This is a genomic window from Psychrobacter sp. AOP7-B1-24, assembly GCF_052376215.1.
In the GTDB taxonomy this organism is placed as follows: Bacteria; Pseudomonadota; Gammaproteobacteria; order Pseudomonadales; family Moraxellaceae; genus Psychrobacter.
The window spans coordinates 1-24,653 of record NZ_JBQSVL010000043.1; the positions used below are offsets into that span (position 1 = coordinate 1).

The window sequence follows — 24,653 nt, forward strand, 5'->3', positions numbered from 1 at the left end:
GGTAATCCCCCCAATAAATAAGAACACTTACAAATAGAGATTAACTGCTAAAATACACCAGCAGGATAACATAGGTGGTTCAATTCTAAAGACACTATTCACCTACTTGTAATTTTGCCAATTCATTCCAAAATCGTTCTCCTGACTCATGTAAACGGGCCTGATAGCGATATGCATAAAAAGAAATAGGTAAGACCAACTCATAATTACCAATAATTGTTAGTTGCTTTGTTTCAAGTTCCTTTTCTATAGCATAGTCAGGTAGCCAAGCAATACCTTTTCCGTTTATTACCTGTTGTTTCAACAAATCTGTCATTGATGAAGAGAACACAATATTAAGATTTACTTTCGACCTAACTTTTTCAATTTGTCTACCCATATAAGAATTGCGACTATACGATAAATAAGGACAGGGCTTTTCTTCTGAAAACTTATATAGTGGTAAACCTTTATTGTCGCAGGCGGATACCGGTAATAATTTTGCTTCACCAATAAGTAATGATAAGTAGGGTGGTAGGTTCAATAATTCATTATGAAATGAAAGCAATATGTCACACTCACCATCCTGCAAAGCTTCGATCGCACGATCTACATCGATAGCCTCAATATTCAAAATTGAAGATCCTATGATATCTGATGCAATGTCATGCAATTTAGAGGCAAAACTATTAGCTAGTGAATGCGCCGCAGCAACCTTGATTACTCTTCCATCAAGATTTGATAGCCCCTTCAAATGGTTTATCGTCTCTGTTATTTGTCCCATTAAGTTTCTAGCTGATGTTCTGAATACACTACCAACAGGAGTAAGGCTGATTGGCACATTACTTCTATCAATGAGTTGCGAGCCTATTGTTTCTTCGAGTGATTGAATTCGACGACTAAATGCCGGCTGCGTCATATTTCGGATTTGTGCTGCTTTTGAAAAGCTTCTAACTTCTGCAAGAATAAGAAAATCTTCTAGCCATTTACTTTCAATATTCATAACTACTTCCTTTGACATTATGCAATTTATGCATATGGTTAAGGATAATAGCATTTATCAAAAGACAAGTAATCATATAGATTAGTCCCTATCGTTTATATTCTGGTTTCTCAAAATGAATAAAATATTGGGCGTGCTAGGTGGTATGGGACCTTTAGCTACAGCTGAATTTATGAAGAAAGTGATTACTCTTACTCCTGCTAAAACAGACCAAGAGCATATACCCATGCTTATAAGGAATATACCTCAAGTACCAGATAGAACGACTTTTATCATGACTGGAGAGAATGATCCTTTTGAACAATTAAAAAATGGCTTTCAAGAGCTTAGTGTGGCCGGAGCCAACTGTATCGTTATTCCATGTAATACTGCTCATTTTTGGTATAGAAGATTAACGCAAGACAGTAACATTCATACGATAAGTATCATTGATAGCGTAGTGAACAAAATTTGTGATATTGGTTATAAAAATATTGCGGTATTAGCAACTAATGCAACAATCAAAACTCAGCTCTATCAGGAAGCTTTGGAAGCCAAAGGCATTCATGTTCTTATTCCTAATGAAGAACAACAAACGTCTGTTATGAATGGAATTAATGAAGTTAAATCTGGGAATATTGAAAATGGTACGAAGTTAATAGAGCCTATTTTCAATGCCATGATACTTCAGAAAGCTGACGCAGTGATATTAGGATGTACAGAAATTCCAATTGCATTAGCTCAACTTGAGAAAGATATGCCAAATCAATGTTTAGACTCATTAGATATACTTGCTCAGCAATGTGTTAACTGGGCTAAGGAATATGTTTAAAAAAACGTATTAATTATATCAATTTAAATAATGGAAATATTATGGACAGAGTTAATGAAATGGAAGGAAACAATAATGAATAATGCAAACATAAAACAAGGCCGTTCCAATTTTTGGGGTCGACTCTCACTTTGGAAAAAAATCCTGATAGGCATGGTATTAGGAATAGTTGCCGGTGTGATCTTAGGTCCCGATGCTGAAATATTAAAACCAATCGGAACACTCTTTATCAACGCCATTAAGATGCTAATTGTGCCTCTAGTGTTTTTCTCGCTGATCGTAGGCGTGACCTCAATGAAGGACATTCGCAAAATGGGTCGTATAGCTATAAAGACAGTCACTATTTACTTAGGAACGACTGCTGTAGCGATCACTATTGGTCTTGGCTTAGGCTTCCTATTTGAACCAGGGAAAGGGCTTAATATGGTTGTAACTGACGTTGCTGCTGCGAGTGAAGAAGCACCGACCTTTATTGAAACTTTGCTTAACCTAGTACCCCAGAACCCAGTGGGTGCACTAGCGGCGGGCGACATTTTACAAATAATAGTATTTGCTCTGGGCTTAGGTGTGGCATTAGTGCTTTGCGGTGAAAAAGCCAAACCTGCTATACAACTGTTTGAAAGTTTGGCTGAAGCTATGTATAAACTAACCGAGCTGGTTATGAAACTGGCACCTTATGGTGTTTTTGGTTTAATGGCTTGGGTAGCTGGTAAGTATGGTTTAGATGTCCTAGTGCCATTAATCAAAGTGATTGCCTTAGTTTACATTGGTTGCTTAATTCATGTGCTCGTGTTTTGTACTAGTTTATTGAGTATCTTGGGACGCCTTAATCCTATGCGTTATTTGAAAGGAATAATTAACCCCGCTGTAATTGCTTTTACTACAACTAGCAGTTCAGGTACTTTACCAGCTACTATCAAGGCGGCGCGTGAAGAGTTGGGTGTATCGGAAGGCGTATCTAGCTTTGTTCTTCCGGTGGGAGCTACTATAAACATGGACGGTACAGCGCTTTATCAGGGTGTCTGTGCACTTTTTATCGCTCAAGCATTCGGTATTGACCTTGCTTTTTCTGATTATGTTTTAATTATCATGACATCGACTTTGGCGTCCATTGGAACGGCTGGGGTTCCTGGTGCTGGTCTTATCATGCTATCTCTAGTTCTCACTACTGTAGGTCTGCCACTAGAAGGTCTGGCCATAGTCGCCGGTATTGACCGTATACTCGATATGGCACGAACTAGTGTCAATGTTTGTGGTGATTTGATGGTTTCTGTTCTAGTCGGTAAGAGTGAGAAAGAGTTAGACGAGTCAATTTACAACTATTCTGGACAAGGATTAATTATAAACAAAAGTTTATAAAATAGTTATAAGTTGGAATGTAAATGTATTAATTTTAATAGATAGTTGTCAAGTTAAGCACAAAGACTAGGTTATGTGCTGAGACCATCCCAGATTCTGTGTAACTGACGTTTAGATTAAATACTTACACAAAATTTAGGAAGGTCTCCAAACTCAAAAGGCGATACATAGCCCAATGCACTGTGTATACGCTTTTTATTGAACCAATCTACCCAATTCAATGTCGCAAGTTGTACATTCGCTAAACCTTGCAAATCTGCTTTCAAATATTCAATCACCTCTGTTTTGTATAACCTATGCCCTGTTACAGCCAAAGCATTATCAAGGCCTAGTTATATATTTTTTCTTATGTTATCAAGCCAAGCTTGCATACTTGGTGTAAGCAAGCGATGACGGCGCCAAGCCATGACAAGCTCCCATTTTAACTGAGGTTGGGTTAGTGGCAAGCAGACTAATCCTGTTAAATCCAACTTTTGAGTATAATATTGAGGCAAAAGAGTCACACCCATATCCTGTTTTACCATGTCAAGAAGCAAGTGCCACTGATTGGTTTGGCAAATAATATTAGGTTCAAAACCTAGTGATTGACAGTTTTCTATAATCATTGGAGTAAATGATGAATTGGAGGTAAATAAAATTAGGGGTGCATTTGATAGTGATTTAAGTGTTACCTTGGTTTTTCGCTTACCCATACGGTTTTTATTTGCTACGACCACCACTGGATAGCAACATATCGACGAGTAGTCAAAATCATCGTCAATCGGCTTCATCAATGTTGCCACATCAAGTTGCCCCTCTAGAAGGGCCTGCTTAAGTGACTCAGCACCATCTTCGATAAGTGAGGTTTCTATACTAGGATGCATTTGGTAAAAGTTAAAAATAGCTTTGCTTAGTATTTCACTGCCTAACGGTGAAATCCCCAGACGCAACTTACCACCTATTAATTGCTGATAATCTACTACTGTTTGTTCAAGATTATCTGCCTTTTGTAAGATATCCACTGCTTGAATATAGAGGTGTTCGCCAATTTCCGTTAAATTAACTAGCCGCTTTTTTCTATGAGTCAACGGCTTATCAAACAGAGCTACGCCTAAATATTCTTCAAGGTTACTGATGGATTTGGTAACGGTGGGTTGGGTTAGATTGAGTTGAATACTGGCTTGAAGAAACCCACCTGTTTTTACGACTGTCACAAAGCAACGTAATTGTTTCAAAGTTATCATGAATAATAAACCATGGTTAGGAAGGATAATGAAATTTATTATAGGAATTAGGAATAAAAATAAAAATATAATTCATAATTTATGACTAGGGTATTTTTATAATAAGAGGTGTCGAGTTAACAAACAACAACTATTATGCGTAATCTTAATCTTCGTCTATCCCCCTGTTTTTTAGCTAAAACAAAACTGGCACTTCAAAGGTTCTATGGCCAATCATGGCTTCATGTCCTTATGCAATGCGCTATTATCGCAGCTGTCTGGTATTGTGCTGCGATATTGGTTGAGTTATTGCATTTACCCGTATCCTCAGGCGTCTTAGGAGTATCTTTAATGCTGATCTTATTAATGAGTGGTGCTATCAAGGTTAACTGGGTCAGACTGGGGGCAAAATTTGTTTTGGGTGAATTAGTATTAATGTTTATCCCACTTATGATGTCAATACTTCAATACAAGGCGCTATTTATCAGTAAGGGCTGGCAATTAATGCTGACAATTATCTTAAGTACCGCGATGGTGATGTTAAGCTCAGCATTCACTTTTATTATGGTGCACCGTTTGCAACGTAGATTGTATCGACATCAGATTCATAAAGCCCAATTAAACCTAAAAGATAATGATAATGCGTGAGGATTTACAATGAATGTCTGGTCAATCCTTTGTCTCATTTGGACATTAGCTGCTTATTATATGGCTAAAGTAATCTATGTGCGCTATCGAAAATCTTGGCTAAACCCAGCTATCACGGTTCCAGTAATAACGCTTTCATTAATGATTATCTTTAATATCTCTTATGATACTTATTGGAAGGATACAGCTTGGATTGTGCAGTTACTTGCCCCCGCAACGGTTGCGTTTGCTATACCTATTTATGAATATCGTCGTTTAATACGTCAACATGCTTTGGCTTTGACCGCTTCTATAACTGTTGGGATGGTGGTGGGAGTCTTAAGCATATACCTATTCACTGGTTTGTTCCATTTTGATAAGACCTTGACCTATAGCTTGATGGCCCGTTCAATATCGACACCATTTGCGTTAGACTTATCTGAAAAAATTCACGGATCTTCCTCTTTAGTCTCATTGTTTACTTTGATTACAGGGATGGTGGGAATGATTTTAGGGGATATGATTTTGACTTTTTTTCGTATTCGCTCCCATCTTGCAAATGGAATCGCATTTGGTAATGCATCACACGGTTTTGGTACAGCCCGGGCAAGTCAGCGCAATGAGGACGAGGGCGTTATAGCTAGTTTAACAATGATTTTAGCGGGATTGTTTATGGTATTCTTAGGCCCTTCATTAATACATGGCGTAATGTTATTTGGGCAAGTTTAAACAAATATATATAGAGACCCTAATCTATATTAAGAATAGATATGATATAGTCAGTTCAAAATAAAATTGTTATGGTTAGGACAAACATCATAAAACAACTTGGATAAGTCGTTTTCCAACCAGCCTTGGCGTAGAAACTTTACTTGTGCCCATTTCTTTTCAATAGGGTTCAAATCAGGGCTGTACGGTGGCAGCCATAGAATACGATGACCATGTCGGTTTAATAGCTTTTTGATACGTTTGTTCTTATGAAATCTGGTACTCGAGCATAGCTCTCCCCTTGCACTCGGGCAAAGCAGTGCTTTGCTTTATCCTCGCTTTCATGGCAGCTTCTACGCCGGATTTACTACAGCCCAAACGAGCAGCTCTTTCATAGTAGTAAGCGTCAGGATAGTCAGTAATGTCTTGTTTTAGGGCATCATTAGATATTTTGCGCGGTGCTCTGACGATGGGCTTGATACTGATGTCTTTTTTCCAGTTAATAATGGTGGTGGGACTCATATCATAAAGCTTGGCTGCGGTGCGCACGCTCATGCCTTGTTCAAGAGACTGTAGTACCTTTTTACGAAGGGTAATGGGGTATGTCATGGTAATTAGCGAGCTGGAATTTAGAATTATCGTAACAGTTCTTGGTAGGGTTTACTATACTTTGAATTATCACAGGTAAAGACAAGGTATTAGCTGATTTGAAATTCTAAAGAGATTTTTGCAACTATAAATAGGAGTTATATGATGAGCGAAGCTATTAATCCACAAGACATTGATCCACAAGACATACAACACAAATTTGAGCGTTGGTCTGCTCTACAGTCAAAATTATTACAGGCGCAGCAAGATTGGAGAGAGGCAGAAGCGCTACTGTCTGAGGTACAAGAGTATTATTTAAGTCCGCAGTGGATACAAGATCGTGAGGCTGATGTCACGATTAAGCACTCTGGTGAGGCTCATTCTATCTTTAGCGAAGACGGTATTTGGAATGCGATGACAGAGCATCAAGAGCAGGCGATTACTTGGATGCGCTTAGGGTTGGACGCTATCGACAAGTAGATCAAGGCGTTAGCACTTAGTGATTATCGGCCTGCGCGTTTGTTAGTGTTTATCAGATAAACGCCGCTTTACAAACCAACCAATAATAATGACAACGATAAGGATGCCAATACCTGTCGAGTAAGGGGCGAGCGTCGATTCAATAACCTCGTAGTTTTGGCCCATATAGTAACCCGCGAACGTCAGACCTGTCGTCCAAATGCTTGCACCAAGTGCGGAGAGCCCCAAAAACGGTAGCATCGGCATATTATTCATACCGGCAGGAATCGAGATGAACGAGCGGATACCAGGCACCATACGACCAAAGAATACCGCTTTTTTACCGTGCTTATCGAACCACTCATTGGTAGCTTTGATATCGTCAGGTTTTACAAAAACAAATTTGCCATATTTTTTGGTTAAGGCTATCAAGCGCTCTTCATTAAACACGCGGCCTAAATAGTACAGCGGTAACGCACCAAGTACCGCGCCAAGCGTCCCTGCTAGTATGGCAAGTATGAGATTAAGCTCACCATTTGAGGCGGCAAACCCAGCAGCAGGCATAATAACCTCGGAGGGAATAGGCGGAAAGACGTTTTCGGCAAACATGGCAAAGATAATGCCAAAGTAGCCAAACTTCGCCGTGATAGAGAGTACCCAGTCACTGATTTGACCCATAAAAAACCTTTATAATAGAATGAACAATACTGCTGCTAAGCCGAATCTTTAGGCAAAAGATACTAGCTCATCAGTGGTTTTTCAATTTAGAAGGTTTTACGCGCTGTGCAAGTTTCGTTAACGTATATCTAAATCATCAGCGTAGGCAAATAGCGCCGGCGCGCCTCCGGTATGCCAAAATAAGATGTTATCGGTTGCTTTGATTTGCTCGGTGGGTATCATTACATTGGGATTCTAGCCATTCGCTTAATTTAATAATATCATCCTGATTATTCCTTAATTCCTTGCAAACGAAGTAAAAGTTATCCCCTGTTAGAAATTCATGCATTGGAACTCTAACGATATTTTGTTTATAAGCATCATCCTGCATCATATAATTATTGGTAAGAGTAATACCCAGATTGTACCGTGCGGCTTCTATCGCTAATAGTACATGACTAAAATGATTTATCTTTATATCGCTTGGTAATTCAAATCCGCCTGCCTTACACCATCGCAGCCAATCCTCCGCTGTATTCTCGCTCGTATCTGCATATCTCACAGACAATATTGGATGCCGCCACAATGCGTCAGGAAGGGGTTTATCTCTTATTTTCTCCCAAAGCTTTTGACCACAAACAGGATATAAAGTTTCAGCAAATAAAAACTTACTGATGAAAGCATGTGGAGGAGGATTGACGGTGATATAACAATCGGCCCTTTGCTCATTATAATCAGAGGGATGATTAACCATATCTAAAGTAAGTTCTATTTCTGGATACTGTCTATAGAAGTCTTCTAGTCGAGGAATCAACCAATTCACTGCGACTGAACTGTACAGAGCTAAGCGTATACGCCCAGGTTTTCCATGTTTAATAATCTGACTACTATCTGAAAGTAGACCCAATGCGCCACTCACATCTGTGAAATAACGCTCACCAACCTCTGTCAACGAAAAGGTCCGGCCTTGCCTGTAAAACATTGCTTCCCCAAGATACTCTTCAAGGATGCGTATTTGGTGACTCACGGCACTTTGTGTCACATTGAGGCTTTCTGCTGCTTTTGAAAAGCTGTTAAGTCGTGCAACGGATTCGAAGCATTGTATGGCACGCAATGGGGGCAAATCCATTATTACCTCAGCTAATACTAAGTATGGTTTATATCATTATACATCATAGCGTTACTTGCATATACTGCCTGACAGATCGTTAAATCAGCATGAACCCATTGGGGTTTTAACAGTTTCTGAATTTAGAGTAGGGCGAGGAGGCTAAGAATGCCAAAGATGAGTGTTGCATTTGCCATGACGCTATTGGTACTAGGAAATATCATTGCGGTCTTCTCAGACGCCTTGATAAAGGCCTTGCCCTCTGAGACGGCGGTATATCAATTTATCCTGTTTCGTCAATGCACAGCGGTTTTAATGCTGTTGCCGTTTTGCTTAATTAATAAAAAGAACAAGTTATTCAGTAATATAAAATGGCACTTTGTTCGTAGTCACGTGTGGTTATTGGGTGTGATATTCATGGTACTGTCTCTTCAAGCACTGCCTCTTGCGACTGCGAATGCTATTTTTTATGCCGCCCCTTTATTTGTATTACCACTGGGTTTTTTATTTTATAAAGACAGATTAAACTTTCCGACTATCGCAGCCTCTATATTAGGTTTTGCTGGTATCCTCGTTATCGTACAACCGAAACAGATCAATTTAGGGGCGGTGTTTGCCCTTATAGTGGCGGTAACCATGGCGCTAAACAATCTGTTAGTTCGTAAACTTCCACAACATCATACTGTCTATCAAACTCTACTTTTGACCAATTTATTAGGAATCCCATTTGCGCTTGGTTTGGCTATTTGGGAAGGACAGCCATTTGATTGGCGCTCATTGATTACGGCCGCCAGTTCAAATGTATTTATTTTGATTTATGCGGGTATATGCGTACAGGTGTACCGACACATTGAAGCATACAAAGTCTCTAGTGCGGAATACTCAGGTTTACTAGGGGCGGTGGTGGTTGGAATCATATGGTTTAACGAAGTACCAAATATGACTTTGTTAATAGGTTCTGCGCTGATTATCCTACCTTTGATATGGCTAGCTACTCTCGAATCTATGAGGCTTAGACAAAAAACTGGGTAGGATAATAGCTTTTAAAACCTAATCAAGCTGATGTGCCATAAATAATAAGAAATAATAAAAGTTATGAATCAGACTAAAATGTTATTTAACGTTTACATCGGTTCATGCTTGACGAAACTGTAGATTACTTGTTAGACACTATAATAAGTCGGTTGCATGATTAAAAACTTCCAAGTTGGTTCTTATGTATCTAATAGTATCGTGTCTATAAAAAAGACAAACTGTTATTTAAAATACCTCAACTATTCAGCTGTTAGTCCTGCTTTAACACCCGATAGACCGTAGCCACCCCAACACCAACCGCCTTAGCAATCTCCTCTTTCGTCATATTGTTTTGACTGGCTAATTCTTTAATACGATTGTGTTTCGTTGTATTAGGCTTCTTACCAGTGGGCTTATAACCACTGTTCGCCAACCCCTGCTTAATACGCTCTCTACGCTTATCGTTATCAAGCTTTGCCATCGTTGCTAATAAGTCGATCAGCATATGGTTAATCACTGTTAGGATCTCACCTGTCATGCCTTTACTTACCGTATGCGTAGTTGGTAGATCAGCCACCACCAATCGCAAGCCCTTGTCTTTGATGCGCTGCTTTAGAATTGCAAAATCATCTTGAGATAGCCTGCTTAATCTGTCCACGCTTTCAACCAGCAGAATATCGCCTTGATCAGCGTCCTTTAATAGCTTAGCTAATACTGGCCTATCGAGCTTTGTACCACTGAAATGCTCAACGTACTCAACAAGGTTATCGTTATAGCTTTGGCTAAAGCTAATCAAGTCAGACAAGGCTCTCTTAGCGTCTTGATCCTTAGTGCTGGCTCTCACATAAATACGAACGGTCATAACGCCACCTATATTATTTAGACTTATAAATTAATGTCCATTGATAATATCATGATATTAATATCATTTAATAATAGAAATAAGTCTAATGATAGATAGAGTATCGTTTAGAGGTTTTATTTTTTAGGTATAGGCTAATGATAGGAAAAAAGCACAGCAGCCAGTCTTATAATTCAAAAGTCTGTTATAGAGGGTTCCATGCTAACAGTCTGCTTTAAGTAGTCTGTTAATAGGTTTGAAAGGTAAAATAACTGGTTTCCTTGGGGTATACCCCAAGGGGACCAATGAAATCGAATTCTTCTATCGAACGTTATTTGTTATAACGCCCGTTACGTTTTTCAGCATAAATCACTTAGACATAGCGATTAGCTGTATGTCATTATTGATTTTGAAATCAATCTCTTATTCTAATTAACAAACAGTCTGCAGAAAAACTAACGCATTTTAGGGTTTTATTATGAAAAAACTATCAACATTGAAGAAGTCTCTTGTAATGGCACTGAGTGTCGTAAGCTTCAGCATGGCCTCGGTTTCAGCCAGTCAAGCAGCCCCTGCTATGAATGAGGTAACGGCAGTGTCACAAAGTAAAATCAGTTTAGAGCAGGCGATGGCCCTTGCTAATAAAGCGGTAAAAGGCGATATCATCAGTGCAGACTTTGATCAAGAAGATCGTAACGCAAATAGCCATTATGATATCAACATCATTACTAACAATAATGAACAAGAAGTCAGCGTGAATGCCAATACAGGCAAGATCACGAAAGGGGACACAGAGCGTTTAGACAAAGAAGACTTGGCAGAATATAAGGCCATGAAACAAGCAAAAGTGAGTTTGTCTCAAGCCATAAAAAAAGCAAACCAAACGCTGAAAGGGAAAGTGCTGGAAGTAGAATTCGATATAGATTTTGGCAAGCCTGTCTACAAAGTTGAAATTGGTAAAGGCAATCAGATTCATAAAGTTGTTGTCGACTGCAGGACTGGTAAGATTACGCGCAGTCAGGTAAGCGACGTTGATCGTGATGATTAATTACTGATACCTTATATTGTATATAGCAAGTCTAAATAAACAATTATTGGTATTTAGTGTGGGTTCATATTTGAAGGTAGTGTTCAAAATTCTGTGTCATTCCCCTAAACTATGTAAAAAACAAGGAATGACACCATGCAAAACTTTGACTTTAACGAAGCCTTAAAAGGCATTCAAGCAGGTAAACCTATCACAGGCAGTGACGGGGTACTTGCCCCACTCATCAAACAGCTCACCGAAGCTGCCTTAAATGCCGAAATACAAAGCCACCTTGAACAAAGTACGACAAGCAACCGTCGTAACGGTTACAGCAAAAAGACGGTCAAATCAGCAGCAGGTAGCTTCGAGCTTGAAACCCCACGAGATCGTAACGGTGAATATGAGCCTGTGTTGGTCAAGAAACATCAAACTAAACTCACCGCTGAGATCGATAGCCGCATCCTATCGCTATTTTCTCATGGCATGAGTTACCGTGACATACGCCACCACATTGCTGAGATATACCAACTTGAGGTCTCAGAGGCGACCATCAGTAGCATCACTGATGAGCTGATACCGCAGTTTAAAGCATGGCAATCTCGTCCACTCGACAGCGTTTATCCGTTTGTCTGGCTTGATGCGATTCACTACAAGGTCAAAGACGAAGGACGCTATGTCAGCAAAGCCATTTACACGCTATTGGCACTTAATACCGAAGGCAAAAAAGAACTCATTGGTCTGTATTGCTCTGAAAGCGAAGGGGCAAACTACTGGCTATCTGTGCTCACAGATTTACACAATCGTGGCGTACAAGATATTCTCATCGCTTGTGTGGATGGCCTAAAGGGTTTTCCTGAAGCCATCAATGCCATTTTCCCCAATACAGAAGTACAGCTGTGTGTGATTCACCAAATCCGTAATAGTATCCGTTATGTAGCTAGTCGTGATCAAAAAGCCTTTATGCGCGATTTAAAGCCTGTTTATAAGGCAGTTAATAAGGAGTCAGCTGAACTGGCTCTTGATGATTTAGAGGCTGTTTGGGGCGATCAGTATCCGGCGGTGATTAAGTCTTGGCGGGACAAGTGGCATTTACTATCTGCCTATTTTAAGTATCCTGAAGCAGTCAGAAAGCCTATTTATACCACCAATGCGGTGGAAGCGGTACATCGTCAGTTTCGTAAACTTACTAAAACCAAAGGCGCTTTCCCGAATGAAACCAGCTTGCTCAAATTGTTGTATGTTGGTATGTTAAATGCCTCTGCCAAGTGAACGATGCCGATTCGTAATTGGGGACAGACGATGATGCAGCTGTCTATCTATTTCCCTGGTCGATTAGATTCGGTGATGCGTCTTTAATTTAGTTGACACAGAGTTTTGAACGCCCTCTATTTGAACCGCCCTAAATATATCGGAGGCGAAACTACTCGGCTCGATTTCTTATATGTATAGTCGAGCCCATCCCGAATTCTGTGTAACTGCAATTTAGATTAAATGCTTACTAACGCGCTCATCGAACATAATCATAAAGCGATTAAGAGCAGACGTCCAGTTACGGATGGGCATCAGCTCTAACTTATCATAAAGAAGCCGAGATTTTTTATTAAGCTATTTATCTAGTGCATGGATTCAAATATTTTCTCAAGTTCACATGAACCCCTTCTCGTCCATTAATGATTTTTACATCAGTTATAGTTTCAATCCACTAGACTCCCTCACATAAGCTATTTCTAGCCCTCGTAAATCCGTCAGCGAAAGTTAATGAATTGGTAATTTTGCAAGAGATATACTTGCTATTACTTAGAGATTCTTGCATTCGAAATAAAACCCTCATGCTTTACCTTTCCGTTATTCATCTTCTTTTCAATTACTAAGCCTACAACAGTCCTAAAACTGTTTCATTCGGAACTGCTCTTACTTATTAGAGAGATCACCATGCACCATTTAAGGACATGCAAAGATTAATTTGGTGCATCCGTTCGCACTCTCCAAACAACCTCATTCCTCACTAAAACAGGTACTGTTCATATGGTACATTTACGGAAAGGGTTAATGATTGTTTTGTCACTTATTTTTTTCTTTTTAATATTGGCATAAAGGTTGCTATTTGTAAGTTACAACCTCCAAATTAGAGATATTGAATAATGAATCAATCTGACGACTACCCTTTGAGTGCTGTACCAACTGACAAGAGAAAAGGTTTATGGTCCATGATGTCAATATTATTGGGCTTTACATTTTTTACTTCTACAATGTGGGCAGGCGGTACACTTGGTAAATCATTTTCATTTTACGAGCTAATTTCTATTATATTCATAGGTAACTTATTGCTTGGATCTTATGCAGCAAGCTTAGGTTACATTGCATGTAAAACTGGTTTAAACACCGTGTTGTTAGGTCGATATTGTTTTGGACTAAATGGAAGTAAGTTATCTGACTTTGTATTAGGATTTACACAAATCGGTTGGTATGCATGGGGTACTGCGACGATTGCCATTATCATTGTCAAGTTGCTGGAATTACCAGATACATGGCTCACGCCATTGATGATCTTTTTTGGTTTTGGGTTTTGTATCAGTGCCTATATAGGCTATAAAGCGTTAGAAATTCTTTCAAAAGTCTCCGTACCTGCGATGCTATTTTTTATAGGCTTATGTTTTTACAAAGGCATTCTCGATATAGGTGGTATTTCCGAATTTATAGCTATTGAGCCCACGGAGAGTATGCCAATCGCAGCTGCAATTACCTTGGTATTTGGCACTTTTGTAAGTGGAGGCACGCAAGCGACAAATTGGAGCCGTTTTGCTAAATCAGGAAAAGTAGCGGTTATAAGTACTTTAGCAGCATTTTTTATTGGCAATGGCTTGATGGTATTTGTCGGTGCTTTTGGTACTGCTATCTATCAACAAGCGGATATCGTTGATGTGCTTGTTGCTCAAGGTTTCATGCTTGTCGCTATCCTAATGCTATTCACTAATATTTGGACTACCCAAGATAATACTATTTACAATTTTGCAGCTGCAGGATGCAACTTGTTCAGAACAGATAAAAGGCGTTTAGTCACCCTATTCGGTGCTGCATTAGGCACTGTATTAGCTGTCATGGGCATGTATAACATGCTAATACCCTTTCTAATACTTCTAGGGACCTTCATTCCACCAATTGGTGCGATTATCATGACAGATTTTTGGGTGAAATATAAAGGTAATATGCCAGATTTAAGCAGTATCGAATTACCAAAGTACAATATAGTTGGATTATCAGCTTACGTGATTGGTTCAGGTTGTGCTTACGCTTCACCTTGGATTGCTCCACTTGTTGGCATTATTACTTCTGCTATTGCTTATACAATATTATTGAAGCTCTCTACTGTAAAAACTCAACAAGAACAGAGTATTTAATTAATGATATCTATTGGATCGTTAAATCAAATAAGTGGACTAGAAGCTCTTCGATTTAGAGCCGGTCTGCAGGGCAGTAAAAATGCGATACGCTGGCCCTATATTGCAGAAAACACAGAGATTGAAAATTGGACAAAAGGTGGAGAGTTGATCTTTGTTACAGGGTTAAATTGGAAGTGGACTGTTCAAGAACTTATTACTCTCATTGAAAAAGCAAAAAAGCAATGTACGAGTGGGTTAGTGATTTTAACCCACTCACCCTATCTAGATACCATTCCTATTGAAGTTTTAGATTTTGCTAATGAACAACACTTTCCTATTTTTGAACAGCCTTATTCATTGCCAATGGTCAATGTTACCGAAATATTATCTAATGCGATCATTATGGATGGTCTCAATAATAAATCCAATCGTTGGTTTCTACGAAACTTAGCAGATAACCCAAGCATGTCTGAAATAGATTTGATTAAAGCCACAGAAATAGGACTTAATCCCGATCAACAGTTATCTGTCGCTTTTATTAAATTCAATCGTATTACTAATGAAGAGGTCATTAAAGGAGATTACTTAATTAGTCAGTTCATGCTGAACGAGGGTGTGCAACTTCCTATTACAGAGCTGCATCAAGGTTGGCTAGCAATTATGCCGACATCAGCAGAATACTGTGATGATAGTATGAAACGATGGAATCAACTGCATCAAAAACTGCTTGCATATGGCTTTCACTGCACTATTGGTGTTAGCGATGCAAAAGAATTAAAAGTCATTTATAAAGCAGTTTCACAGGCAAGGCAAAGTGCTAAATTTCATAGAGATAATGATAGAAACGAAGTTATACATTACAACTCGTTAGGTATTGCTCAGCTTTTTACTCATGTCGATAACAATGAAATTGAATCTTTTTGTCGTCAGTATCTAGGTGATATTTTCAACAAACATGATACTCAGAGTTTGGTTCTAAAAACTACTTTAGTTTGCTATTTTGATAATTTATGTTCGATGCGTCAGACAGCATTGGCAATGAATATACATAGAAACACTTTATCTAATCGATTACAAAAGATTGAAACGTTGACGGGTATTAATTTAAGCAATGCTCAGCAGCGACTAAGTTTACAAATAGCACTCATTGCAGCTCGTTTCATCAGTTAAATTTTATAAAATATGATTATCAATTAGGAGATATTATGATTATTAACAATGCAAAACTTCGCGGTAAACAGGGCTTACATAGCATTGAATGCGAAAATGGAAGATTTGTAAGTATTATCGAGCAAGATGGCTTAGTCATTCCATTAGAGTCAAGTCTTGATGCAAAAATGAATTTACTGTCTGCTCCATTTGTTGAGCCTCATATTCACCTTGATGCTGTATTTACAGTAGGCGAGCCAAACTGGAATTTAAGTGGCACGTTGTTTGAAGGGATAGAGCGTTGGGCTGAACGTAAGCCAATGTTAACTAGCGAAGATGTTCAGCGAAGAGTATTAAAAGCCGTACAACTATTGGTCGAAAATGGCGTTCAACATATTCGAACACATGTTGATATTACCGATCCTGAATTAGTTGCCTTAAAAGCAATAGTCGCTTTAAAAGAAAAACTCAGTGCTTATATTGATTTACAAATAGTTGCATTCCCCCAAGAAGGTATTTTGTCCTTTCCCAACGGTAAGCAGCTAATGGAAAAAGCACTTGAACAAGGTGCTGATGTCATCGGTGGTATTCCTCATTTTGAATATACTAGAGAATATGGGGTTGAGTCGATGCGATGGATCATCGACCTTGCAGAAAAGCATGGAAAGTTAGTTGATGTCCATTGTGATGAAATCGACGATGGCGCATCAAGGTTTTTGGAGGTATTGGCTACAGCCGCTTTAGAAAAAGGAATTGGAGAACGAGTGACAGCAAGCCATACGTCTGCAATGCACTCTTATAACAATGCGTATTGTTCCAAATTGTTTCGTTTACTAAAAAAATCTAAAATAAATTTTATTGCTCTTCCTACTGAAAATATGCATCTACAAGGACGATTTGATGGTTATCCTAAGATTCGAGGTATCACACGAGTTAAAGAAATAAAAGATGCTGGAATGAATATATGTTTCGGTCAAGACTCCATACAAGATCCATGGTATACACTAGGTAATGGAAAACTACTTCGTGTTCTAGACTCAGGGATTCACTCATGTCATATGATGGGATACGAGGATCTAGAAACCGCATTAGACTTAATTACAGATAATGGCGCTAAAACGCTTAATATATCTGAAAACTACGGTATAGAAGTAGGTAAACCTGCAAACTTTATTATTCTTGAAGGTAGCAATGATGTCGAAGTAATCCAAAAACAAGGTGATGTTTTATACTCTGTAAGAGAGGGAGAGATACTCATATCTAGACAACCTGCTACTCTGAATCAAACGATACCGTTAATTGAATAAAAGAATGGTTTTTTACGAGCCACTAAAAATGCTTTCAAGAGTATTTTCTTGGAGCCCATCCCTGATTCTGTGTAACTGGAGATCTTTTAAGATCTCTAGGGGTATGGTTCAAGCAAACCATATATTATGTCCGAAAAAGAATTTTGTATAATTCTCCAGCGAGCCTTTCCCAAACTTTTTGTAACTGCTTATACCCTGTTAGCAAATAGCAGTTACACACAATACGGTATACCTAAAAAATTCTGCTAATTGTCTGACTAGAATATTCCCAGCTTGAGTGGATGAAATTGACGGCAGGGGTCAGATTAATCCCTGCCATCAAACCCGTGCAGTTTAACTTGGGTGTTTTAGTTGCGCAGCATTTAGAGCACTCAGCCTCATCGATCACACCCTCCCACCCACGCCTTTAAACTTCTCAACAAAAGCCGATATTTTCTGAAAGACACTTTGCTTCTTGGTTAGATACTGAGGATTAAGAGGACTTAGTTTAGGTAGGACCTCATTTAGCTCCGTACCATTCTCACTGGCGTATTCACGCTTTAAAGATGCCGTTATATAACGCTTAGCCGCCTCTTCATTAAGATTTTCAGCAGCAATCATATCTTGCGCCTCACGCTGCTGCTCTGTTTGAGCAAAGCTAAAGAAGGCCTCAATAATGCTGGATTTATCAGGGATGTTATCTAAGTTGGTTTTATTGATGAAATCTACTACCAGGCTTTCTTTAGCACGATTACCAAGGCTTGCTCGAATCACTCGGCGTACTTCTTCGACTAAGGCGGACTTATCCTTGGTATTCTTGTTATGCTCAAAAATCAGCTCAAGGATGTAATCAAGGTTAATCTCTTGAGACTTAAGAAGATCCACCTCAAAAACCACTTCATCCCAGTCAAGCGAGGACTCGCTTTGATCCTTGGCTGCTTTTTCACGGCGCAGCCAGTCACGTATGTCGTTGTACGTTGATCGATAGTCTTGTACTGTACGTTCAGCAGGTACCTCGATGCTTTGCATGGCAGCAAGATTTTCATCCGTCAAATAGTGCTCAGCTTTGAATGTCTCAACTGCCTCATTATCAGTAATATCTATGCTTTGAAGCGCTTTTAGGCTCGCGAACTCATCATAGTTTTGTAAGATGTTCTCGACGCGTAAGTACTCGCCAAATAACTTAGCAAAGTCCTTTTTGTCCGCCTCTTTGACAATCTCATCAGGGTTAGGGAAACGTTGCTGCAGCTCCTTAATCACCTCCAAATAGCCTCGTCGTGCTTTGCCTGTCGCAATATCAGTAAAGCCTTCTAGATACTCCCTATAGCTTTTTTCTAACACGACGTTTTTAGTGTTTCTATCCCCAAATAAGGTGATGGCATCAATGGTCGCTTGCTCTAAGTCACGAAACGTCACGATATTGCCAAAGGTCTTAGTGGCATCATAAATGCGGTTAGTCCTTGAGAACGCTTGCATCAGTCCGTGATAGCGAAGGTTTTTGTCAACATAGAGCGTGTTTAAGGTCGGCGCATCAAAACCTGTGAGGAACATACCGACAACAATCAGTAAGTCCACATCCTGCTTAATAACGCGTCCTGCAAGATCACGGTAGTAGTTTTGAAAAGACTTACTGTCTACGCCGTAATTGGTCTTAAACATCTCGTTGTAATCATGAATAGCACGGCTTAAAAACTCTTTGGCACTGCTATTCATGGCGGTAGGCTCAAAGCCTTCGTCAGCAATATCACCAATTGCATCTTGTTCTTCATTGGCAGCATAGGAAAAGATGGTGGCAATCTTTAAGGGCCTCTCGCTGTCCTTTTGTAGCTGATTCAAGGTCTCATAGTAAGCCTTTGCTGCGTCCACACTACTGACGGCAAACATGGCATTAAAGCCTTTGCCGCTTCCTTTTAAGCGATGGGTTTTTTGCTTAAAGCTTTTTAAAACGTACTTTGAGATCTCTTCAATACGATCGGGGTGTAATAACAGCTGCTTGTTTTCAGCAGCTGTGAGTTTCTTCTCATCCTGTTCGCTCTCAATGGCTTGAAACTGCGGGCGTACATCATTGTAGTCCACCTTAAACTTCAAGACCTTCTCATCACGAATGGCATCAGTGATAACGTATGAATGCAGTTCATGGCCAAACACACTGGCAGTTGTCTCTGCACCCAAGGCATTCTCGGGGAAGATAGGGGTGCCGGTAAAACCAAACTGGTAGTATTTTTTAAATTTCTTCTTTAAGTTCTTTTGTGCTTCACCAAACTGGCTACGGTGTGCCTCATCAAAGATAAACACCACTTGTTTATTATAAATGGGTAAGTCAGCCTCACCTTTGATCAGGTTATTTAGCTTTTGAATGGTGGTGACAACAATTTTATTATCATCTTTTTCAAGGTTGCGCTTGAGTCCTGCGGTACTGTCAGAGCCATTAACGCTATCAGGGGAGAAGCGCTGGTACTCTTTCATGGTTTGATAATCAAGATCTTTACGATCCACCACAAAAAACACCTTATCAATAAAAGGTAGCGACGTTGCTAAGCGGGCAGCTTTAAAGCTGGTTAAAGTCTTACCTGAGCCTGTGGTATGCCAAATATAGCCGCCACTCTCAAGAGTGCTCCACTTCTTGGCTTGATAAGCACTGTTTATCTTCCATAAAATACGCTCGGTAGCAGCAATTTGATATGGACGCATCACTAATGAGGTATTACTCACATCAAAGACGGTGTAATGCATCAGCACGTTTAATAGGGCGTTTTTTTGAAAGAAGGTGGCGGTAAAGTCTTTTAAATCTTTGATTAAGGTATTGTCTGATCGTGCCCAGTTCATGGTGAAATCAAAGCTGTTTTTATTGCGCTTGGTGGTATTGGCAAAGTAACGGGTATCAGTACCGTTTGAGATCACAAACAGCTGTAGGTATTTGTATAAGGAGTTATCGGAGTTAAAGCTCTCTTTGCTATAACGATGTACTTGGTTAAATGCTTCACGAATGGCAATACCACGTTTTTTAAGCTCAATTTGCACAAGCGGCAAGCCATTGACCAAAATAGTCACATCGTAGCGATTGGCTTGTGTGCCCTTTTGAGCAAACTGCTTAATGACCTGTACTTTGTTACGTGGGATGTTTTTTTTGTCCAGCAGGGCAATGTTCTTCAGGTGGCCATCATCAAAGGTAAAATCATAGATATGGTCATCATGAATCTTTCGAGCTTTGTCCGTAATGTTATCGCTAGGATTATCCAGATACTCCATGACAAAGCGCTTCCACTCAGCATCTGTAAACTGCACCTCATTTAAGCTCTGCAGCTGTACACGTACGTTAGCAAGCATCGTTTCAGGCGAGTTTAAACCAGGGGCAAACTCATATCCCTGGTTTTGTAAGTCTTTGAGTAGTTCACGCTCTAGATCATCTTCAGTCTGATAGCCTCCATCAGGCTGATCGCACTTAGTATATTTATTTAAAACGATGAAATTATTCGATTCAGCAATGGTTTTTGTTTGTTCAGTCATGCTCCAGTACCTCAGGCTTAGGGAAGTTTAAAAGCAGGTCACGGTAATACTCATATTGCTGCTGACGTAGTTCTATTTCACGCGGTAGGCCTTCTGTTAGCGATGTCGTTAGGGTGTCGAATTTATCGAGAATAGAGACGATGCGTTTTTGCTCTAGCATAGAAGGTACAGGGATTTTTATTTTTGCGAGATTATCAGCATTTACTCGCCTGACTTTAGTACCGGTTATATATTGTCTTTTTTGCTCTTGAAACTGTTCAGTTTGGAAAAAATAGCTAACAAATTTTGGATCTAATGTATGTTTATAAATACAAGCATCATTGCTTATAGCTATTTCCTCACTACCAAGCCAAGCTACAGCCTTGCATAGGTCCTCATCATTTTCACTAGTAGTAGCTATAACTAAGTTACCCTGCTGTGCTTTTCTTGCTTTTTCTGCAAACTCACTAGATACGAAAGACTGGGTCTTGTATGCATATGTATTATATTGTGTATAAATTTGGCCATAGTGAATGCAACCGACACCTGCGTTAGTAAAGTCTTTCTTTTGCAATCCTTTCCCTCTAACAAATTCACCAACACCTTTCGTACCCATGGGTAGATGTTGAACCTCCCCCTCTTCAAACGTCAGCAACTGATCACGATAGTACACATACTGCTGCTGACGTGCTGTAAGTTCTGCTGTAAGTTCTGCTGTAAGTTCTGCTGTAAGTTCGGTAAATGTGTCTAAAATTCGGACGATTTCGTTTTGGACTCGAATTGGTGGAATTGCAATGGGGATTTTTGCAACTTGATTGCTCATTAATTTAGGATTACCCATTCCTGCATAAACATGCTTTTTTGCTTCAGTAGAGAGCCAATAAAATAGATACTTATAGTTCAGATTAAGAGTATCATTAATCTTTATTAACCCACTTACATTGGTGATTGAGAACTTGCCTGTTCGATAAAAAACTGTACCTGCATTAGCTCCATCAGTGGTCCAATTGACATACTCACCTTCAAAATCAAAAGTATCAATACTCCCGATCTTCCCATTATTTGCGGTTTGTGAACTATATACAGGATATTTACCAGGGTTTTCATTCAAATACCCTTTAGACATCACCCGACCTCGTTGCAGCGTTGCTACGTCTCCTAGCTTTTTCCACTCAACCTCAGCCCCATCAAGTAGCTTTTCCATATAACTTAGCTCACTCATGCCTCAATCTCCGCAACGATTTTATCGATATCAGCACGCAGCTTATCAATCTTAGCAACTGTCATTTTAAGTTCGCTATTTAAAGTTTTAATATCAATAACCTCACGCGTATCTTCTGCCTCTACGTAAGCACTTACCGATAAGTTATAGTCATTTTTAGCAATAGCGCTGTTATCAACGCTTGCAGACAAATAATCCGTATCTTCTTTAGTATCAAACAACGTCATGATCTGCTTGATATGCGCATCGGTTAGCACATTGGTATTGGTCTCTGACTTAAACAGCTTACTGGCATCAATAAACCGCGTCTTACCCTCTGTCTTGTGCTTTGATAAAACTAGTATGTTGACCGATATAGTTGTACCAAAGAATAAGTTGGGTGCTAAGGAGATCACCGTCTCTACATAGTTATTATCTACCAAATACTGACGGATCTTCTGTTCAGCACCGCCGCGATAGAATATCCCAGGGAAGCAGACAATAGCGGCGCGGCCCTTACTCGATAAGTAATTTAATGCATGAAGCACAAAAGCAAAGTCCGCCTTTGATTTAGGGGCCAATACCCCCGCTGGCGCAAAGCGCTCATCGTTAATTAAGGTCGGATCATCACTACCAATCCATTTCACTGAATACGGTGGGTTAGAGACAATCGCATCAAAGGGTCTATCCTCCCCAAAATGCGGATCTAACAGCGTATTACCAAGCTTAATATTAAACTTGTCATAGTTCACGTTATGTAAAAACATATTCATACGTGCAAGGTTATAGGTGGTGTGGTTAATCTCTTGACCAAAAAACCCCTCTTCAATGATGTGGTTATCAAAGTGCTTTTTAGCTTGTAATAACAAAGAGCCAGAGCCTGCAGCTGGATCGTAGATTTTATTAACCGTCTCTTGTTTGTGCATCGCAATTTGAGCAATCAGTTTAGACACGCTTTGAGGGGTGAAGAACTCACCGCCTGATTTACCCGCATTGGCCGCATAGTTTGAGATCAGATACTCATAAGCATCGCCAAATAAATCAATCTCACTGTTCTCAAACTGATGCAGCTTAAGGCCCGCTACCCCTTTAAGGACCGCAGCTAAACGAGTGTTTTTATCCGCGACCGTATTACCTAATCGGTTACTGGTGGTATCAAAATCCGCAAACAGACCCTTAATATCAGGCTCAGACGGGTAGCCATTGGCCGAGCTTTCAATCTCTTTAAAGATAGCGGCCAAATCCGTATTCAAGTTCTCATTTCTATGCGCATTATCCGCTACGTTAGCAAACAGCTGACTTGGGTATATGAAATAACCCTTAGTCTTAATCGCATCGTCTTTAATATCAGCAGTAATCACTTCATCAGGAAGAGCGGCATAATTAACGCTCTCATCCCCCGCCTCAATATAATTGGCAAAGTTCTCACTGATAAAGCGATAAAACAGCGTACCGAGTACATACTGCTTAAAGTCCCAGCCATCGACTGAACCACGAACCTCATTTGCAATTTGCCATATTTGGCGGTGTAGTTCGGCACGTTGTTGGGTACTAGTCATGATAAAAATCCTATAAAATAATAGTGAGGCATAGAAGCACCTCACATTTTGTATAAATTCAATTGGTAAGTAATAAACTTTGATTAAGGACGATATACCTTAGCGCTGCTAACCGTTTCTGGTTCTATTGTATGGTGCCGACCTAAGCAACAGTGCTAATTTTGCCATTGTTATTTTCTTTGGACCTTGCTTCTGCGTCTGACTTAAGAAAACAGACATCCGATGATACTAGAAAGGTTTACAGCGTTCGATAACATGTATAGTTTTTTGAGTTTTTTATACATATCCTTTTTATAGGTATAGAAAAACGAATTTTTTATACCTATCGCTCAACCAATTTTTCCTCAATCATTTCAGTCAACAACTCAGTCACCGTTTTTCGGCTTTCAAGCGCGTACCGCTTGAGCGCAATGTGTTTATCTCCATCTAAATTAAAATTCACACGTACCGTCTTTTTGGGACTGTCCGTCACATCCGATAGCGCTAACTGATCCTTAACGTTCTTACTAGGACGACCTGCTGATAAACTCATGACTTACTCCTCACCAAAAAATGTTTGAATCTCACTGACTAATGCAGTTATCTCTTGTATCGCATTGCTATTAGGCGATTCGGTATCAAATACTGTCTTACCAAGGGCAGCACTATTAGGATAAGCAACTCGCTGCATCACTCTGGTCTCTAATACCGGAAGATTATAATCAAGCAGCGCGGTTGCCACCTCTTTACCAATATTGGTATTTTGAATGGCGCGTGAAACGACAAAGGCTGCCTTTAGTTGGCCATCCATCATCTCAATACGCTGCTGCACTAAATCAACCAAATCGCTGGTCGCCCAGATATCATAGGGGCTCGGCTGCACCGGAATCAATATAAAATCAGCCGCTTTTATAGCAGAAATAGCCAGACTAGTAGCTTGCGGCGATCCATCGATCACCACATAATCTTTATCAGAGACGCTTTTTAAATCTTTATCCAGTGTTGGTCTATCAAGCCCGATCACTGGTACCGGATTGTCTTCATCAACCGCTCTCCAGTCACGCGCACTGCCCTGCTGATCGCTATCTACTAGCAGAACACTATGGCCTTTTAACTGTAAGCCACGAGCCAGATGCGTTGCGATGGTAGTCTTGCCGCTGCCACCTTTTTGATTTAATACCGCGATTACTTTCATAAATACAGATCCCTGTGGCACGCATTAAGTATATA

At 39.7% G+C, this 24,653-nt stretch carries 22 protein-coding genes and 2 pseudogenes; 11 read left to right on the forward strand and 13 right to left on the reverse strand.

The genetic code is table 11. The features are described from left to right. Positions 1-94: 94 nt before the first annotated feature. Positions 95-982 (reverse strand): LysR family transcriptional regulator, encoded by an 888-nt coding sequence (locus ACT3QP_RS09525; RefSeq protein WP_095570662.1) that lies wholly within the window; start codon positions 980-982, stop codon positions 95-97. A 115-nt stretch (positions 983-1,097) separates the two neighbouring features. Between ACT3QP_RS09525 and ACT3QP_RS09530 the strand changes: the two genes are divergently transcribed. Together ACT3QP_RS09530 and ACT3QP_RS09535 are read left to right on the forward strand one after the other, a co-directional pair. Beyond that, positions 1,098-1,793 (forward strand): aspartate/glutamate racemase family protein, encoded by a 696-nt coding sequence (locus ACT3QP_RS09530; RefSeq protein ID WP_095570663.1) that lies wholly within the window; start codon positions 1,098-1,100, stop codon positions 1,791-1,793. A gap of 75 nt (positions 1,794-1,868) precedes the next feature. Further along, positions 1,869-3,152, forward strand: a complete 1,284-nt coding sequence (locus tag ACT3QP_RS09535) for a dicarboxylate/amino acid:cation symporter (protein WP_095570672.1) — start codon at positions 1,869-1,871, stop codon at positions 3,150-3,152. A 116-nt stretch (positions 3,153-3,268) separates the two neighbouring features. On the opposite strand, the pseudogene ACT3QP_RS09540 reads toward ACT3QP_RS09535, so the two are convergent. Both ACT3QP_RS09540 and ACT3QP_RS09545 read right to left on the reverse strand, forming a co-directional pair. Then, a pseudogene (locus ACT3QP_RS09540) lies at positions 3,269-3,475 on the reverse strand (integrase core domain-containing protein); the annotation flags it as partial. Positions 3,476-3,484: 9 nt separating this feature from the next. After that, the gene (locus tag ACT3QP_RS09545; RefSeq protein ID WP_443508043.1) at positions 3,485-4,375 is read right to left on the reverse strand and encodes a LysR family transcriptional regulator; all 891 of its coding nucleotides are present in this window, start codon (positions 4,373-4,375) and stop codon (positions 3,485-3,487) included. Between the two features lie 135 nt (positions 4,376-4,510). Here ACT3QP_RS09545 and ACT3QP_RS09550 point away from each other — a divergent pair, with 135 nt between their 5' ends. Together ACT3QP_RS09550 and ACT3QP_RS09555 are read left to right on the forward strand one after the other, a co-directional pair. Next, positions 4,511-5,002, forward strand: a complete 492-nt coding sequence (locus ACT3QP_RS09550; RefSeq protein WP_443508044.1) for a CidA/LrgA family protein — start codon at positions 4,511-4,513, stop codon at positions 5,000-5,002. Between the two features lie 9 nt (positions 5,003-5,011). Beyond that, complete coding sequence (locus ACT3QP_RS09555; protein ID WP_087041101.1) at positions 5,012-5,710, forward strand: LrgB family protein; 699 nt, start codon at positions 5,012-5,014, stop codon at positions 5,708-5,710. 50 nt (positions 5,711-5,760) lie between these two features. On the opposite strand, the gene ACT3QP_RS09560 is transcribed toward ACT3QP_RS09555, so the two are convergent. Together ACT3QP_RS09560 and ACT3QP_RS09565 are read right to left on the reverse strand one after the other, a co-directional pair. Further along, on the reverse strand, positions 5,761-6,009 hold the full coding sequence (locus tag ACT3QP_RS09560) for a transposase (RefSeq protein WP_095570664.1): 249 nt from the start codon (positions 6,007-6,009) through the stop codon (positions 5,761-5,763). Continuing rightward, positions 5,957-6,298 (reverse strand): IS630 transposase-related protein, encoded by a 342-nt coding sequence (locus ACT3QP_RS09565; protein ID WP_058025959.1) that lies wholly within the window; start codon positions 6,296-6,298, stop codon positions 5,957-5,959. Before ACT3QP_RS09565 ends, ACT3QP_RS09560 begins: the two co-directional genes overlap by 53 nt. Positions 6,299-6,442: 144 nt before the next feature. Here ACT3QP_RS09565 and ACT3QP_RS09570 point away from each other — a divergent pair, with 144 nt between their 5' ends. Then, a complete protein-coding gene (locus ACT3QP_RS09570) occupies positions 6,443-6,757 on the forward strand; it encodes a DUF4298 domain-containing protein (protein WP_058025960.1) in 315 nt (104 codons plus the stop codon). A gap of 42 nt (positions 6,758-6,799) precedes the next feature. On the opposite strand, the gene ACT3QP_RS09575 is transcribed toward ACT3QP_RS09570, so the two are convergent. Further along, positions 6,800-7,414, reverse strand: a complete 615-nt coding sequence (locus ACT3QP_RS09575) for a DedA family protein (RefSeq protein WP_058025961.1) — start codon at positions 7,412-7,414, stop codon at positions 6,800-6,802. A gap of 187 nt (positions 7,415-7,601) precedes the next feature. After that, entirely contained in the window at positions 7,602-8,522 is a 921-nt protein-coding gene (locus tag ACT3QP_RS09580; protein WP_442256618.1) for a LysR substrate-binding domain-containing protein, read from the reverse strand. A gap of 147 nt (positions 8,523-8,669) precedes the next feature. Here ACT3QP_RS09580 and ACT3QP_RS09585 point away from each other — a divergent pair, with 147 nt between their 5' ends. Further along, complete coding sequence (locus ACT3QP_RS09585) at positions 8,670-9,533, forward strand: DMT family transporter (protein WP_095568368.1); 864 nt, start codon at positions 8,670-8,672, stop codon at positions 9,531-9,533. 253 nt (positions 9,534-9,786) lie between these two features. On the opposite strand, the gene ACT3QP_RS09590 is transcribed toward ACT3QP_RS09585, so the two are convergent. Beyond that, positions 9,787-10,377 carry a recombinase family protein gene (locus tag ACT3QP_RS09590; protein WP_095568369.1) on the reverse strand — a complete coding sequence of 197 codons (591 nt, stop codon included), beginning with the start codon at positions 10,375-10,377 and terminating at the stop codon, positions 9,787-9,789. A 457-nt stretch (positions 10,378-10,834) separates the two neighbouring features. On the opposite strand from ACT3QP_RS09590, the gene ACT3QP_RS09595 reads away from it, so the two are divergent. The 5 genes and pseudogenes from ACT3QP_RS09595 (at position 10,835) to codA (ending at position 17,219) form a co-directional block, all read left to right on the forward strand. Next, positions 10,835-11,404: a PepSY domain-containing protein gene (locus ACT3QP_RS09595; protein ID WP_443540723.1), complete on the forward strand. Its 570-nt coding sequence runs from the start codon at positions 10,835-10,837 to the stop codon at positions 11,402-11,404. A gap of 135 nt (positions 11,405-11,539) precedes the next feature. Beyond that, positions 11,540-12,739, forward strand: a pseudogene (locus tag ACT3QP_RS09600) (IS256 family transposase). A 785-nt stretch (positions 12,740-13,524) separates the two neighbouring features. Next, positions 13,525-14,781: a cytosine permease gene (codB, locus tag ACT3QP_RS09605; RefSeq protein WP_252962451.1), complete on the forward strand. Its 1,257-nt coding sequence runs from the start codon at positions 13,525-13,527 to the stop codon at positions 14,779-14,781. Between the two features lie 3 nt (positions 14,782-14,784). Beyond that, a complete protein-coding gene (locus ACT3QP_RS09610) occupies positions 14,785-15,933 on the forward strand; it encodes a PucR family transcriptional regulator (RefSeq protein ID WP_442256607.1) in 1,149 nt (382 codons plus the stop codon). A gap of 35 nt (positions 15,934-15,968) precedes the next feature. Continuing rightward, the gene (gene codA, locus ACT3QP_RS09615) at positions 15,969-17,219 is read left to right on the forward strand and encodes a cytosine deaminase (protein ID WP_442256606.1); all 1,251 of its coding nucleotides are present in this window, start codon (positions 15,969-15,971) and stop codon (positions 17,217-17,219) included. A gap of 384 nt (positions 17,220-17,603) precedes the next feature. On the opposite strand, the gene ACT3QP_RS09620 is transcribed toward codA, so the two are convergent. From ACT3QP_RS09620 to parA, 5 genes are all read right to left on the reverse strand, one after another. Further along, entirely contained in the window at positions 17,604-20,705 is a 3,102-nt protein-coding gene (locus ACT3QP_RS09620; RefSeq protein ID WP_444525314.1) for an HsdR family type I site-specific deoxyribonuclease, read from the reverse strand. Then, the gene (locus tag ACT3QP_RS09625; protein WP_444525315.1) at positions 20,698-21,906 is read right to left on the reverse strand and encodes a restriction endonuclease subunit S; all 1,209 of its coding nucleotides are present in this window, start codon (positions 21,904-21,906) and stop codon (positions 20,698-20,700) included. Before ACT3QP_RS09625 ends, ACT3QP_RS09620 begins: the two co-directional genes overlap by 8 nt. After that, on the reverse strand, positions 21,903-23,444 hold the full coding sequence (locus ACT3QP_RS09630) for a type I restriction-modification system subunit M (protein WP_444525316.1): 1,542 nt from the start codon (positions 23,442-23,444) through the stop codon (positions 21,903-21,905). Before ACT3QP_RS09630 ends, ACT3QP_RS09625 begins: the two co-directional genes overlap by 4 nt. A 322-nt stretch (positions 23,445-23,766) precedes the next feature. Further along, positions 23,767-23,976 (reverse strand): chromosome partitioning protein ParB, encoded by a 210-nt coding sequence (locus tag ACT3QP_RS09635; RefSeq protein WP_192992484.1) that lies wholly within the window; start codon positions 23,974-23,976, stop codon positions 23,767-23,769. A 3-nt stretch (positions 23,977-23,979) separates the two neighbouring features. Further along, a complete protein-coding gene (gene parA, locus ACT3QP_RS09640) occupies positions 23,980-24,618 on the reverse strand; it encodes a ParA family partition ATPase (RefSeq protein WP_095570671.1) in 639 nt (212 codons plus the stop codon). Positions 24,619-24,653 lie beyond the last annotated feature (35 nt).